Origin of the sequence: Paenibacillus sp. 2003 (assembly GCF_031455635.1) — a bacterium.
In the GTDB taxonomy this organism is placed as follows: domain Bacteria; phylum Bacillota; class Bacilli; order Paenibacillales; family Paenibacillaceae; genus Paenibacillus; species Paenibacillus amylolyticus_B.
This window is the reverse complement of record NZ_JAVDTB010000008.1, coordinates 97,422-111,606: the sequence shown is the minus strand read 5'-3', so window position 1 is coordinate 111,606 and position 14,185 is coordinate 97,422. Positions and strand designations below refer to the sequence as shown.

Below are 14,185 nucleotides of genomic sequence, written 5' to 3'. Positions count from 1 at the left end.
GTCTGTGGCAGATCAAAAGATCTACTCCATCAAAGACCTGAACCGATATATTCGAATGAAACTGGAATCGGATCAGGTCCTGTCGGACGTTTGGCTACGCGGGGAGATTTCGAACTTCACACATCACTCCAGCGGCCATATGTATTTTACATTGAAGGACAAGGACAGCCGGATTAAGTCGATTATGTTTGCGTCCCATAACCAGCGATTACCCTTTGTACCGAAGGAGGGTGCAAGGGTTATTGCTCGTGGTAATGTCTCGGTGTATGAACGAGATGGGCAGTATCAATTCTACGCTACCCATATGCAGCCGGACGGGATTGGAAGTCTGTATCTGGCTTACGAACAGCTGAAGAAAAAGCTTGAGGATGAAGGGTTATTTTCACCTTCGCGAAAAAGACAGATCCCTCGTTATCCACAGACCATCGGGGTTGTAACTTCACCGACGGGAGCGGCAGTGCGGGATATCATGATCACACTCCAGCGCAGGTACCCTTCTGCCAAAGTTGTTTTATATCCTGTTCTGGTTCAAGGCAAGGGTGCAGCACCTTCCATCGTCAAAGCGATTGGCAACCTGAACCGGATGGGAGAAGCCGATGTACTTATCGTTGGACGTGGAGGCGGTTCACTGGAGGAATTGTGGGCGTTCAATGAGGAGATTGTGGCAAGAGCAATAGTCGCTTCGGATATTCCTGTCATTTCTGCGGTTGGGCACGAAACGGACTTCACTATTGCTGATTTTGCAGCCGATTTGCGTGCGGCTACACCTACAGCAGCTGCGGAGTTAGCTGTACCTAATCGAGCTGAGTTGCTTGATCAGATCGGACAACGTCAGCGCCAGTTACAGCATAGCTTGCGTCAGCGTGCTGTACATAATCGCGAACGGCTCGCAAGATTACAGCGCTCGCCAGTGCTGGTTCATCCAAGACGTACCTTGATGCAGCATACGGAACGACTGGATATGATGCACCAACGGCTTTTGAGAACAGTGGATACGCGTATGAAATGGACAGGAGAGAAGCAGGAGCGTCTACGAGCAGCACTGCAACGATTTAATCCTCGTGAGCAGGTCAATGCAGCACGCCGTGAGAATGCGGCAGCACGCAGACAACTGGAACTTGCGATCAGGTCTATAACCAGATCGAAGCAGCAACAGTGGAAATCATCTGTGCGGCATCTGGATGCGCTTAGCCCGCTTAAAGTCATGTCACGGGGATACAGCCTTGTCTATGATGAGCAAGAACAGCGATTGATCAAGTCAACGAAGGATGTACAGCCTGGAGATTCAATTAAGATTAAATTAACAGACGGACAGCTGGACTGTCAGGTTTGGGGAATGAAGGAGGACGACAATACCCATGGCGAATGAACCGGAATTGAATTTTGAAGAGGCAATGGCGGCATTGGAAGACATCGTAGGTCAGCTGGAACATGGTGATGTTCCGTTGGAACAGGCCATCGATCTGTTTCAACGCGGGATGAAGCTTTCGCAACTTTGCGGTTTGAAGCTGGAACAAGTGGAACGTAAGATCGAGATGATCGTAGAAGAAGATGGAGAGCTTCGCAAGAAGCCTTTCGGAACTGCTGACGATGAGAGCGGTGAAGTCCATGAGTAATCGTCCTTCGTTTCAAGCATATCTCGAAGAGGTCACAGCTGAGGTGACAGAAGCGTTGAAACACACGCTTCCCGATCACTGGGATGTACCCCAATCGCTGACGGATGCGATGCAGTACTCACTCATGGCCGGAGGCAAACGCCTTCGTCCTCTTCTGGTCGTTGCTGCGGCGGAAGCCTTCGGTGCACAGCGTACAGCTGCAATGCCGGTAGCCTGCGCCGTGGAGATGGTTCATACCTATTCACTGATCCACGACGACCTGCCTGCTATGGATAATGATGATTACCGCAGGGGAAAATTAACGAATCATAAGGTATATGGTGAGGCAACAGCCATATTGGCAGGTGATGCGCTGTTAACCCATGCTTTTTATAGCATTGTTCAAGCTGGACGCCGTAGCGGTGTAGCGGCAGATGCGTTGCTGTCCATCGTAGAGGACATGTCCGAACTTGCTGGAGCAAGAGGCATGGTCGGCGGCCAAGTTGCGGATATGGAAGGCGAGCAAGGATTGACTGATCTTGCACAGCTTCAATATATTCATTTGCACAAAACGGGTGACCTGATTGTTTTCTCCCTCATTGCTGGAGCACGAATCGGTGGAGCAACGGAAGGACAATTGGAAGCGTTGCGTGTGTTTGGCCGTGATCTGGGGCTGGCGTTCCAGATTCAGGATGATATTCTCGACCTGACGGGTGACGAGCAGAAGATGGGCAAGAAAACACAGAGCGATGTGAATCAGCAGAAGGTAACATATCCTTATTTTATTGGCATGGAGGCTTCTGTAGCTGAGGTGAAATCCCTTACCCTATCTGCGAAAGACGCACTCGAAAGAGCTGAGTTACCTGATGCATCCAGATTGCTGGAAATTGCAGATTACCTGATGCGTCGAGACCATTAGATTCTGATAAAACGTGCTGTTTCAAAATCTGTATAACCGTGTAATGAATGTAATGTCCTTTTTCCGAGTAGATGGAAAAAGTCTGTCCCGAGTGGATGCGGGAATACATATGGAGAAGAATTCTAAATAACTTGCTGGCGGAAATGCTCGTTATCGGGAGTATAGTGCAGTAAATTATGATTCTTGTTCTTTTATGTTATAATGATTTAATGTCATTTGATTCATTATGTATATATCAATTTACAACAATAACTAAACAATCTAGGAAAGCGGGGAGATTCTCGTGCTGCTTCCACAAATTAAACAACCCAGTGATCTAAAGTCGATGTCTCAGGATGATCTTGCCCTTTTATCGGCAGAGATCCGGCAGTTTCTGATTGAGAAACTGTCTGTTACAGGTGGGCATCTCGCACCCAACTTAGGCGTGGTTGAGCTCACGGTAGCCCTGCATTACTGCTATAACAGTCCAGCAGACAAAATGATTTTTGATGTAGGGCATCAGGCTTATGTGCATAAAGTCCTGACAGGGCGTATGGATCGCTTTGATACATTGCGTCAACATAATGGCCTGTGCGGGTTTGTCAAACGCAACGAAAGCGAACATGATGTATGGGAAGCTGGACACAGCAGTACTTCATTGTCCGCTGCGATGGGGATGGCCCTTGCACGTGATCTGAAGGGTGAGGACAATCAAGTCATCGCGATGATTGGTGATGGAGCGCTTACAGGCGGTATGGCTTTTGAGGCCCTCAATCATATCGGTCATGAGCAGAGAAAACTGATGGTTATTCTGAATGATAATGAAATGTCCATTGCTCCAAATGTTGGAGCCATGCATAAATATTTGAGCAAGATTCGTTCGGATCGTCATTATCTGAAAGCGAAAGATGATGTCGAGGGGATGCTCAAAAAAATCCCAGCTATTGGGGATCGTTTGGCCAAATCGGCAAGCTGGATCAAAGATAGTGTCAAATATATGATGGTACCAGGTGTTCTTTTCGAAGAACTGGGCTTCACGTATTTGGGTCCGATTGATGGGCACGATATTCCCAAATTGATTGAAACCTTCAAACAGGCAGATAACGTTGATGGTCCTGTGCTCGTTCACGTGCTCACTACCAAAGGCAAAGGTTATCAGCCAGCAGAAGCCGATTCGCACAAGTGGCACGGGATTTCTCCGTACAAAATTGAATCCGGTCAAGTGCTGAAAGCTGTGGGAAAACCGATGTACACGGAAGTGTTCGGTCAAACGTTAATTGATCTTGCGAAGCAGGATAAGCGGGTCGTAGCTGTAACGCCAGCAATGCCTACAGGCTCAGGTCTCATTCCTTTTAGTAAGGAATTTCCTGACCGCATGATTGACGTAGGGATCGCAGAACAGCATGCGGCAACCATGTGTGCTGCACTGGCTATGGAAGGCTTGAAACCGGTCTTTGCCGTGTATTCTACGTTTATGCAACGTGCATATGATCAGATCGTACATGATATTTGCCGACATAACGCGAACGTGATGTTTGCTATTGACCGTGCCGGGTTTGTTGGTCCGGATGGGGAAACACATCAAGGGGTGTATGATGTGGCATTTATGCGCCATATTCCAAATATCGTTCTGATGATGCCAAAAGACGAAAATGAATTGCGCCACATGATGAGAACGGCGCTTGATTATAATGAAGGTCCAATTGCTTACCGTTATCCACGAAACAATGTGGTCGGTGTACCTCTGGATGATGTACTTGTTCCGATTCCGATCGGATCATGGGAGCAACTGCGTCCATCCGAAGGATATGCTGTCATCGCTTCAGGATCGATGGTGCAGCTTGCAGAAGAAGCAGCAGAGATGGTGAAACGGGAAGGGATTACAGCAGGCGTAATCAACGCTCGTTTCTTGAAACCTCTTGACGAGCAAATGTTACGTGATTTAGCTGTTCGAGGCACCAAATTGATTGTACTTGAAGAAACATCCCAAGCAGGCAGCATGGGTAGTGCAGTGCTGGAGTTTTATGCAGAACAGGGACTGCATGATGTTCATGTACAATTGATGGGGATTCCGGATCGCTTCATCGAGCATGGCAGTATTAAGGAACAACGTGAGGAAGTGGGTCTTACCGTTGAGAATGTATGTGCTGAACTGCGCAAGATGGCTGTTCAATCATCTTACGGCATACCGAAAACACGTTTTCCTTCGTAAATTTACATGATAGGAGACAGACATGTCACTCCCGAAAGAACGAATTGATGTTCTGCTGGTTGAGCAGGGCTATTATGAAAGTCGTGAGAAGGCAAAAGCTGCAATCATGGCTGGACTGGTATATGCCAATAATGAGCCAATCGAAAAGGCGGGCATGAAAATTCCAAGGGAAGCCGAGCTGAAAGTTAAAGGCTCGGTACATCCCTACGTCGGCAGAGGCGGATTGAAGCTCGAAAAAGCGATCCGTCATTTCGGCCTTGAAATGAATGGACTTGTCATGCTCGACATTGGTTCATCGACCGGTGGATTTACGGATTGTGCACTTCAGCATGGCGCGTCTCACGTCTACGCTATTGATGTGGGGTATAATCAGCTCGACTGGTCTTTGCGTAATGATGAGCGGGTTACTGTTATGGAACGAACTAATTTCCGCTATGTGACACCTGAAGATCTGGCGGGACCCGTGCCGAACTTTGCGAGCATTGATGTGTCGTTCATTTCACTGCGAATCATATTGCCGCCACTTCTGGCTCTTTTGAAACAACCTGCAGACATCGTTGCATTGATTAAACCTCAATTCGAGGCAGGGCGTGAAAAAGTAGGCAAGTCCGGGGTGGTACGTGATACGAAGGTACACAAGGATGTATTGCAGACGATGCTTCATTTTGCCAGTCAACTTGGTTTCCATCTGCAGAGTTTAACTTTTTCACCGATAACCGGTGGAGAAGGTAATATAGAATTTCTCGCACATTGGCGTCTGGAAGCACCAGAGGCAACACAACCAGAGATCGATCCAGCTTCACTTGATGCACTTGCGGAGCAAGTTGCAAAGGAAGCAGCTCATACATTTACGGGAAACTCATCATAAGATGGGTTTCTTTTCGCTGGAAAGGTGATTGACGTAAAGGGAAATCATTACTGAACCTCGAATATGTCTTCGAGGTGAGCAATAATGAATGGTCAATATGACACAATCGTTATAGGTGTACTTGCTGTCTGTTTGATCTTGTGGCTGTTCTTTGGCTTGCGTAATTGGGTGAACCGACCGATGCCGGTAAGCTTGTCTGGAATGCAACTGAACGTGAACATTCAGGATTCCCCGGCCTTGGATTTACTTGAAGCACAGGGTTACGAAGTCATCGGTGGCAAAATGAAAATCCCTCTGGCATTTGAGGCCAATGAATCCGTTTATTACAGCAGATTATTCATTGATTATGTTGCAGAACGTGAGGATCTCAGATACCTGGTGAAAACGTCTCGGCGCAGACAACCACTTGAAATGACTGGCCCTGCGCTAAGGGATCGCTTCCTCAATTATCTGTTGTTATATCCTGGCTGTGAAGGATTGCTGTATGTTGACGTGGAGGATTCCGATATTAAGTTAATCAGGCTCATGGACTATCAGGAAGATGTGTATGATGGGGATGATCTGGACTAATATAAAAGAATGAACATTGCAGGGCAAAGTCTGCGGCGAATTACAAATGCTGCTTTATTGCAATACATTTAACTGGAGGCATGTATGAAAGGACAAAGGCACATCAAGATTCGTGAAATCATTAGTCAAAATGAAATTGAGACCCAGGATGATCTGGTTGAAGCACTACGCAAATCAGGTTTTCAGGTGACTCAGGCGACGGTATCCCGGGATATCAAGGAACTTCTGTTAATCAAGATTCCGATGGATGACGGAAGATACAAATACTCTTTGCCAACAGATCAACGATATAATCCGATTCAAAAGTTGAAGCGTGCACTCGTTGACAACTTCTTGCACATTGATCACACAAACAATCTGGTTGTGATGAAATGTTTGCCAGGAACAGCCAACTCCATTGCAGCTTTGCTTGATAATATTGAGTGGAATGAAGTCATGGGGACGATCTGTGGAGATGATACCATTCTGATTATCTGCCGGACTGAAGGTAACAGCGTGACCGTTATTGAACGCATCATGGGTTACATTTCCTAATCAATGGTTCAAAAACATAATTTCTGAGTTAGTCATCCGGAGGTGTTTTTGCAGATGTTAGTTACGTTATCGATTCGTAATCTGGCTGTGGTGGAAGAAGTGGACGTTGTATTCCATCCGGGATTCCATGTACTTTCAGGGGAAACGGGTGCAGGTAAGTCGATTATTATAGATGCACTTGGCTTAATTGCCGGTGGACGAAGTTCAGCTGATCTGATCCGGTACGGATGTGAGAAGGCAGAGATGGAAGCCTTGTTCGAGATGGAGCAGAGTCATCCGGTATGGCAGACATTAGAGAAGTTGGGTATCCATTGTGAGCCTGAAGAGCATCTGGTCATTCGACGTGAACTGAACACACAGGGGAAAAGTACGTCCCGCATTAATGGGCAATTGGTCAATCTGACCATGCTGCGGGAAGTAGGCGAGAAGCTGATCAATATTCATGGACAACATGAACATCAGAGTTTGCTGCGTGCAGAGAGCCATCTGGGGCTTCTCGATACTTATGGCTCGGAAGTCATCGGACCTGTCAAAGCGAAGTATCAAGAGCGTTACAGCAAGTTTATCACGGCGGAAAAGGAACTGCGTGCGCTTCAGGAGTCCAGTCAGCGGGCATATCAACTCTTGGACATGTATCGGTTTCAGCTTGAAGAGATCGCAGCAGCAAGCCTTACACGAGGCGAGGATGAATTACTCGGGGAAGAACGGGTCAAACTATCCCATAGTGAGAAAATGATGGACAGTGTTGCTGGTGCATATGATCTGCTCAGTGGTCAACGCGGACTTGAAGCTGTGAGCATTGCTCTTTCAAGAATTGAAGACATTTCTGGATATGATAGCAAAGGACTGCAACCAATCGTAGAACAGCTGCAATCCGCATTTTATCAATTGGAAGATGCAACATTTCAGTTAAGGGATTACCGGGAGAAGATTGAATTTAATCCGGCAAGGCTGGAAGAAGTGGAGCAAAGGCTGAATCTGATTTCTGGCCTCAGACGGAAATACGGGGACAGTGTTGAACTTATTCTGAGTTATTATGATCAGATTAGCCATGAAACCGACCAATTGGAGAACAAGGACGAACGGCTGGAGAAATTGCGAGCTGAACGTGACAAAATGCTTAACCTTGTGATGGAGTCTGCTGAAGAACTCAGCAAGGTTCGCAAACAATGCGCCGAGGAACTTGCTGCACAGGTGGAAAGCGAACTCAAGGATCTGCAAATGGAGCGGACTACGCTGCGTGTTCAGATTACTCCTTTCGAAGATCCGAAGGGCATTGAATGGAATGGGCGCCGTATTCGTCTGAATCGTCAGGGTGCGGACAATGCGGAATTCCTGATTTCGCCGAACCCGGGCGAGCCATTACGACCACTTGGCAAGATTGCTTCAGGTGGTGAGTTGTCGAGAATGATGCTGGCGATGAAGAGTATCTTTGCACGACATGACCGGATACCTGTGTTGATTTTTGATGAAGTTGATACCGGAGTTAGCGGTAGAGCAGCTCAATCCATTGCGGAAAAACTGTTCCGCTTGTCTTCGACTTGTCAGGTTTTCTCAATAACTCACTTACCACAAGTGGCTTGTATGGCAGATCATCAGTATCTCATTGAGAAACATGTCTACGATGGACGGACGATGACGCAGGTGGAATCGCTGTCAGACGAAGGCAGAGTGAAGGAATTGGCACGTATGCTGGGCGGCGTGGAAATTACAGAAAAAACGCTGCATCACGCACAGGAAATGCTGAATTTGGCGGAAGCCAAAAAAGGGTGAAACGGACGGCTGGCGTAATGATTGACAGTAATAAAAGCCTGGGGGCGAGGTTATCTTATAGGTACGCAATTGGCGACCACCTTTCGTCAAGCGAAAGAAGCAAAGGGAGTGTGACAGCCATTGAATTCCCCCCTCAGGAAGAAATTGCTAGGTCTTTTATTTGCCTTCTTTCTTTGTGTGATTAGCCAGGCCATTCAGCCTGTGCAAAGTTATGCTTCACTGCCGGATGAATTGCAGGTGTTTGCTGGCAGGCAAGCGGATGTCCGGCTCGCTGTACCTGCTGCTTCAAGCGCCGTTGTAGATCGTCCAGATATCGTTGGTTTGGATGATCAGGCAGCGATGCATGTTACCAGGCAACAACCTTTGCATCTTCACCCTCAACAAACGGGACATGCCAAATTAACGTTGAAGTTGTGGGGTAAAATTCCGGTCAAAACAGTCCATGTGAATGTGATACCGGATTTGCGTGTTGTACCCGGGGGTCAAACGATTGGCGTCAAAGTTAAATCGGCAGGCATTCTGGTTGTAGGTCATCATCTGGTCCACTCTGGGCAGGATGAGCGTGTATCGCCAGGAGAAACGGCAGGCATCAAGCTCGGAGATCTGATTACGCATATGGATGGTAAACGTCTTGATGGCGTGGCAGGTGTCTCTGAAGCCGTTGAACTTGCAGGTAAAAGTAAAAAAGGTATTGATGTTGTGTTGAAACGTGGTAAGGAAACAGTGAAGACACGATTAACTCCGGCGTATGACTCCGAGGATCAAGCGTGGAGGCTTGGATTGTACATTCGTGATTCTGCAGCCGGTGTTGGCACACTTACCTTCTATGCTCCAGATCAGGGCGTATACGGCGCACTGGGCCATGTCATTACAGATATGAACACACAAACATCTATTGTTGTGGGTAGTGGTCAGATTGTTCAGTCCAATGTGACGTCCATTTCTAAAAGTGAGACCGGTGATCCGGGTGAAAAACGTGCTCATTTCCTCAAGGAAAGCAAAATTTTGGGCAATATTGAACGTAATACGGCTTTTGGCATCTTTGGTAAAATGTCCGTAAATCCTGAGCACAGTCTGTATTCGAAAGGTATTCCCGTCGCTTTCTCTCATGAAGTCAAAGAAGGACCTGCCGAAATACTTACCGTGGTTGACGGTCAACAAGTTGAACGCTTCTCCATTGACATTGTTCATGTGGCAGATCAAACCGAACCAGCAACAAAAGGTCTGGTACTTCGAATCACGGACCCGAAACTGCTGGATAAGACCGGAGGTATCGTTCAAGGCATGAGTGGCAGCCCCATTGTACAGAATGGTAAGTTGATCGGTGCAGTTACTCATGTATTCGTGAATGATCCGAAATCGGGTTACGGTTGCTTCATTGAATGGATGTTACAAGATGCTGGCGTTATGATGAAAAAGGAAAACGATAAAAACCTCAAGGCTGGTTAAACAGCCCTGAGGTTCTTTTTTGTCGAAAGCAAACATAATATATCGGATAATGAAATAAATTATTTATTATATAGGATCAAGAAAAAAAAATAAAGAAAAATAATTTTCGACAGGAGGAATTTAACTTGCTGTGTCGAAAATTTAACCTGTAAGGAAATGTACGAAACGATGTTTAATTTAAAGGAGGATACCGTTTTGCAAAAAATTGAGGTATTGCTGGCCGATGATAATCGTGAATTTACGAATTTGCTTGCCGAATATATATCTGAGCAGGAAGATATGGAAGTTACCGGTATTGCATACAATGGAGAAGAAGTACTGCAATTGCTGGAGCAAACTCGGGATGTGCCGGATGTATTGATTCTGGATATTATCATGCCTCATCTGGACGGTCTGGGTGTGCTTGAGCGCTTGCGCAACCTGAACCTGTCTCCACAGCCTAAAGTCATTATGCTTACGGCATTCGGACAAGAGAATATCACACAGCGTGCCGTGCAACTCGGAGCTTCTTATTATATTCTCAAGCCGTTTGACATGGAAGTGCTTGCGAATCGTGTGCGTCAACTGGTTGGAACACAGACCGCGATGTCTACAAGCAACGGATCATCCATGTTCATGAAATCCAATGTTGTGCCAATGGGCAAACACAAAAATCTGGATGCAAGCATTACGTCCATCATACATGAAATCGGCGTTCCTGCGCATATTAAAGGATATCAGTATTTGCGCGAAGCCATTACGATGGTGTATAACAATATCGAAATTTTGGGAGCCATCACCAAAACACTATATCCGGCGATTGCCGAAAAATTTAAAACCACGCCGTCCCGCGTCGAACGTGCCATCCGTCATGCCATTGAAGTGGCATGGACTCGTGGTAACATCGACAGCATCAGCCACCTGTTTGGCTACACGATCAACATCAGCAAGTCGAAGCCGACAAATTCGGAATTCATCGCGATGGTCGCTGACAAGCTGAGAATTGAACATAAGGTAAGCTGAAAGGGTAAGGAGTAGTGATCGGGCAAGGAAATTTTGAATTCAGATTAGATTCTGGCCAAATGAATTTTGGCGGCCAATATCAGAATTCGTTCATTTCATGCAGATAAACTTCTGTAATATATGCCAACGAATACCGTCATTTATTGGATTTAAGATATCCAGTAAATGACGGTATTTTTGCATAAACGAAAAAACACAGAACATGGGGATAAAAATTTTATTTCATAAACTTTTACCCTCAGTTAACGCTTTTTCAAGTAGAAAGTGGTACGATGTGACCATTGACAAAGACCTACATATATATTTAAAAAGTTCGGATTAGATGCTACGAACAGAGGAGTAGAATAGTATGTTTACGCAAATAGGCGAGATTGCTGAACCAATTCCTGTAGTACATTCTGATACAAAATGTGATATCGTCTATCATCTTTTCAAGTCCAATCCTAGTCTGGAAGGTATAGCTGTTATGTGGGAGAGGTGTGTGTCATTAATGATGCGGGCCCGATTCTTTCAGCAGATTGGCACCCAGTATGGCTATAATCTGTACATGGGACGTCCTGTAGAACTGGTAATGAAAACGCAGGCACTGGTCGTGGATTATTCGGAACAGATTACAGATGTCAGTGTTCTAGCCATGGACCGAGATGAAGGGGAAATATATGATCTTGTGTTGGTCACGTCAGGAGAACGTTTCTTTGGCGCTGTGAGTATTCGGCGTTTGCTACTCGCTGTTGCTGATGTACGGGCTGAAATGGCGATTTTTATGAACCCGCTGACGGGTCTTCCAGGTAATCATATTATAGATGAAAGGCTGTCTCAGGCTCTTCAGATGGACCATTTTAGCGTATTGTACGTTGATCTCGATCAATTCAAATCCTACAATGATAGCTACGGCTTCAAAATGGGGGATCAGCTTATTCAGGCGACAGCTAACTTGCTTCGCAAGCTATTTGTTCCCCCTGAAGCTTTTCTTGGACATATCGGTGGTGATGATTTTATTACGATCCTGAATCACCATGATTACAAATATATTAGTGAGGAAGTCATCTCAGGTTTTGAGGAAATGAAAAAGACATTTTACAACGAACATGATTGGCATCATCAATATGTTCTGGGGGAAGGACGTTCCGGGCTAAATCGGCCCATCCCTCTCGTGTCGGTATCCATCGCCGTTGTAACCAACAGCAAGCGAAAATATGAAAACATAGATCAGATTATTGATGAGGCTACACGGATCAAAAAAGGTTGTAAAGCGATTGCCGGTAGTGTCATCTGTGCAAATGATTCCGCCAGCAATTCATGTTAGAAGTAAAATACACATACGAAATAAACTGAAATATACATTTATACGAGAACATAGAGGACAGAATTAACCTCAAGAAGTGAAGCATCGCTTTAACACCCATAACATTAATATGCAGAAATGCAGAAAAACCACTACTTATCAGGAGTTAGTCACCTGTAATAGTGGTTTTTCTATCATTGGATGCGAGTTGAGAACTGTGCTATGAAAAGAAAACACGTCAACCCAATATGTATACATATAAGTTATGTTTGATCAGAGCGTATTCATATTCGAATATCTACAGATGGATATGACTTAGCTGGAGATGTGGAAGCCGTAGTTTGCGGGCCTTTTCCTGATTCCTGATCTGTGGTTCCGCCATCTGATGGGTGCTCCTTACTTCCCGTTTTCTTTCCTTCATTTACTTCCTGATTATCTTCTCCAGATGTTGCAGAGATGGGAGTTTGTGCCGATTCTTTAGGCGCGGATTGATGGATCTCTTCCACCAGTTCCCCAATCTTCTGATTAACCTTGTTTAACTGGGAGTTGATGTCCTGGATGGTCTCACGCTTTGCCTGAAAGACGGTGCGTTCTGAATTTTCCAACATCATTGATTTGCCGAGATCGAGATCATTTGTAGGAGGATTAATCTCCAGAACAAGTCGGTCGAAGCGGGTTTCTCCTTCGGTGGTCTGAATGGAGCCCTGCATGCGATCACGTAAACCGACCAGCTTACCCAATTGATCATAAGTCTGACTATGCTTGATCAGGTGATCGAGTGAAGGGGCTTGTGTCTCGTCGGTTGGTTTGGGTTGTTGGTGTTGAGTCTTTTCGGGCTGTCTTAATTTGTTCTTTTCTTGCAATTCTTCAGCTTTAATTTGGGCAATCTGGCTGTCGATCTGTGATATGGAGCTTGTTAAGGATTTAATTCGCTGAGCTTTGGTTTTGGTATCCAACTCGTCATTGGTTTTTACACCTTGCATTTCTTCATTGAGCCGGATCTTCTGCTGCATGAGTCCCTGAATTTCTTTATCCCGACTGGAGACTTGATTCCCGGGAGTGAAACTGCTTTTGGTTGCAGATGAGATTGAATTCATATCCTCTGTTCTCCTTCTACTCTTTATCATGGTTCTATTTACATATATCGGATGTTAAGAGAAGGATTTGAATAGCTCTTTTTTCGTCTGAATGGATTCATTTACATCGGTTGTATTGCGTGCTTCATCATAATAACTGATAATGGTTATCAATAAGTGAGTAGAGTACAGACACAATTTATGAAGACGGAGATGGGTTAGTAAAATGTGGAATGATTATTATATCCTCTGGAACTATGCTGCGGTGAGTATAACAGATATCCGTTACATGGAATTAGAGGCACATGAAAAGATGAAATATAAATTTCCGACAAGTACCTTTGTACTCAACATTCAGGGTGATGCTGGAGTGACGATTGAAAATCAAAAATATGAAGTGAGTCGCTTTTATATTTTCCATGGGGGAAAAGGGAGTAAGTTTGTGATTCAAGCAGGCGAATCCGGATTGCGCCTATTTACTTGATGTACAAAGCAACCCTGCCGAGTGGAGGGAGAAATGATCTGGGAAGGTTAATGGAGCATATCAATCCTTTCCAAATGAACTATGGCTTTACCCCCGATATGCCAACCATTTTATACGAGCAATTGAAATGATTGGCACCAGCCCAAGAAGTTTGTCACGCAAGTTCAAGCAGTCGACTGGAACCAGTCTCATCGATTATCTGATTCAGTTTTGTTTGTTCAAAGCCAAAGAGATGTTGCTGCAAACGGACGCCACGTTGGATGAGATCGCTGTAGGAATCGGTTATCCGGATGGATATTTTTTGGGGCGTATGTTCAAGAAACATACAGGTCTTTCTCCTCTGCAATTTAAAGAAAGGCATGGTTAGCCGATTATGACGCAAGAATTGCAGATGCAAAGAAACGTGTTGGTGAGGCGATTGATCCGCTAGGCCGAGGTG

At 45.4% G+C, this 14,185-nt stretch carries 14 protein-coding genes; 13 read left to right on the top strand and 1 reads right to left on the bottom strand.

The genetic code is table 11. The features are described from left to right. Positions 1 to 4: 4 nt before the first annotated feature. The 11 genes from xseA to J2X75_RS24710 all read left to right on the top strand — a co-directional run bounded on the left by xseA (position 5) and on the right by J2X75_RS24710 (position 12,207). The gene (xseA, locus tag J2X75_RS24760; RefSeq protein ID WP_150364559.1) at positions 5 to 1,369 is read left to right on the top strand and encodes an exodeoxyribonuclease VII large subunit; all 1,365 of its coding nucleotides are present in this window, start codon (positions 5 to 7) and stop codon (positions 1,367 to 1,369) included. Continuing rightward, positions 1,359 to 1,616 carry an exodeoxyribonuclease VII small subunit gene (gene xseB / locus J2X75_RS24755; protein ID WP_017687599.1) on the top strand — a complete coding sequence of 86 codons (258 nt, stop codon included), beginning with the start codon at positions 1,359 to 1,361 and terminating at the stop codon, positions 1,614 to 1,616. The genes xseA and xseB overlap by 11 nt, the downstream gene beginning before the upstream one ends. Then, entirely contained in the window at positions 1,609 to 2,514 is a 906-nt protein-coding gene (locus tag J2X75_RS24750; protein ID WP_397384237.1) for a polyprenyl synthetase family protein, read from the top strand. Before xseB ends, J2X75_RS24750 begins: the two co-directional genes overlap by 8 nt. Before the next feature lie 283 nt (positions 2,515 to 2,797). Then, entirely contained in the window at positions 2,798 to 4,705 is a 1,908-nt protein-coding gene (gene dxs, locus J2X75_RS24745) for a 1-deoxy-D-xylulose-5-phosphate synthase (RefSeq protein ID WP_310341178.1), read from the top strand. Positions 4,706 to 4,727: 22 nt separating this feature from the next. Next, the gene (locus J2X75_RS24740; protein ID WP_310341174.1) at positions 4,728 to 5,573 is read left to right on the top strand and encodes a TlyA family RNA methyltransferase; all 846 of its coding nucleotides are present in this window, start codon (positions 4,728 to 4,730) and stop codon (positions 5,571 to 5,573) included. 84 nt (positions 5,574 to 5,657) lie between these two features. After that, on the top strand, positions 5,658 to 6,143 hold the full coding sequence (locus J2X75_RS24735; protein ID WP_307534663.1) for a hypothetical protein: 486 nt from the start codon (positions 5,658 to 5,660) through the stop codon (positions 6,141 to 6,143). Positions 6,144 to 6,227: 84 nt separating this feature from the next. Beyond that, positions 6,228 to 6,677, top strand: a complete 450-nt coding sequence (gene ahrC / locus J2X75_RS24730) for a transcriptional regulator AhrC/ArgR (RefSeq protein ID WP_145322615.1) — start codon at positions 6,228 to 6,230, stop codon at positions 6,675 to 6,677. 54 nt (positions 6,678 to 6,731) lie between these two features. Beyond that, the gene (gene recN / locus J2X75_RS24725; RefSeq protein WP_124116166.1) at positions 6,732 to 8,450 is read left to right on the top strand and encodes a DNA repair protein RecN; all 1,719 of its coding nucleotides are present in this window, start codon (positions 6,732 to 6,734) and stop codon (positions 8,448 to 8,450) included. A gap of 120 nt (positions 8,451 to 8,570) precedes the next feature. After that, entirely contained in the window at positions 8,571 to 9,899 is a 1,329-nt protein-coding gene (gene spoIVB / locus J2X75_RS24720; protein ID WP_310341167.1) for a SpoIVB peptidase, read from the top strand. 195 nt (positions 9,900 to 10,094) lie between these two features. After that, a complete protein-coding gene (spo0A, locus tag J2X75_RS24715) occupies positions 10,095 to 10,901 on the top strand; it encodes a sporulation transcription factor Spo0A (RefSeq protein WP_091018123.1) in 807 nt (268 codons plus the stop codon). Between the two features lie 349 nt (positions 10,902 to 11,250). Then, on the top strand, positions 11,251 to 12,207 hold the full coding sequence (locus tag J2X75_RS24710) for a GGDEF domain-containing protein (RefSeq protein WP_310341163.1): 957 nt from the start codon (positions 11,251 to 11,253) through the stop codon (positions 12,205 to 12,207). A gap of 263 nt (positions 12,208 to 12,470) precedes the next feature. On the opposite strand, the gene J2X75_RS24705 is transcribed toward J2X75_RS24710, so the two are convergent. After that, a complete protein-coding gene (locus J2X75_RS24705; RefSeq protein WP_310341160.1) occupies positions 12,471 to 13,283 on the bottom strand; it encodes a FlxA-like family protein in 813 nt (270 codons plus the stop codon). 205 nt (positions 13,284 to 13,488) lie between these two features. Between J2X75_RS24705 and J2X75_RS24700 the strand changes: the two genes are divergently transcribed. Continuing rightward, positions 13,489 to 13,746 (top strand): hypothetical protein, encoded by a 258-nt coding sequence (locus tag J2X75_RS24700; protein ID WP_310341158.1) that lies wholly within the window; start codon positions 13,489 to 13,491, stop codon positions 13,744 to 13,746. A 127-nt stretch (positions 13,747 to 13,873) separates the two neighbouring features. Continuing rightward, positions 13,874 to 14,113: a helix-turn-helix domain-containing protein gene (locus J2X75_RS24695; RefSeq protein WP_310341155.1), complete on the top strand. Its 240-nt coding sequence runs from the start codon at positions 13,874 to 13,876 to the stop codon at positions 14,111 to 14,113. Positions 14,114 to 14,185 lie beyond the last annotated feature (72 nt).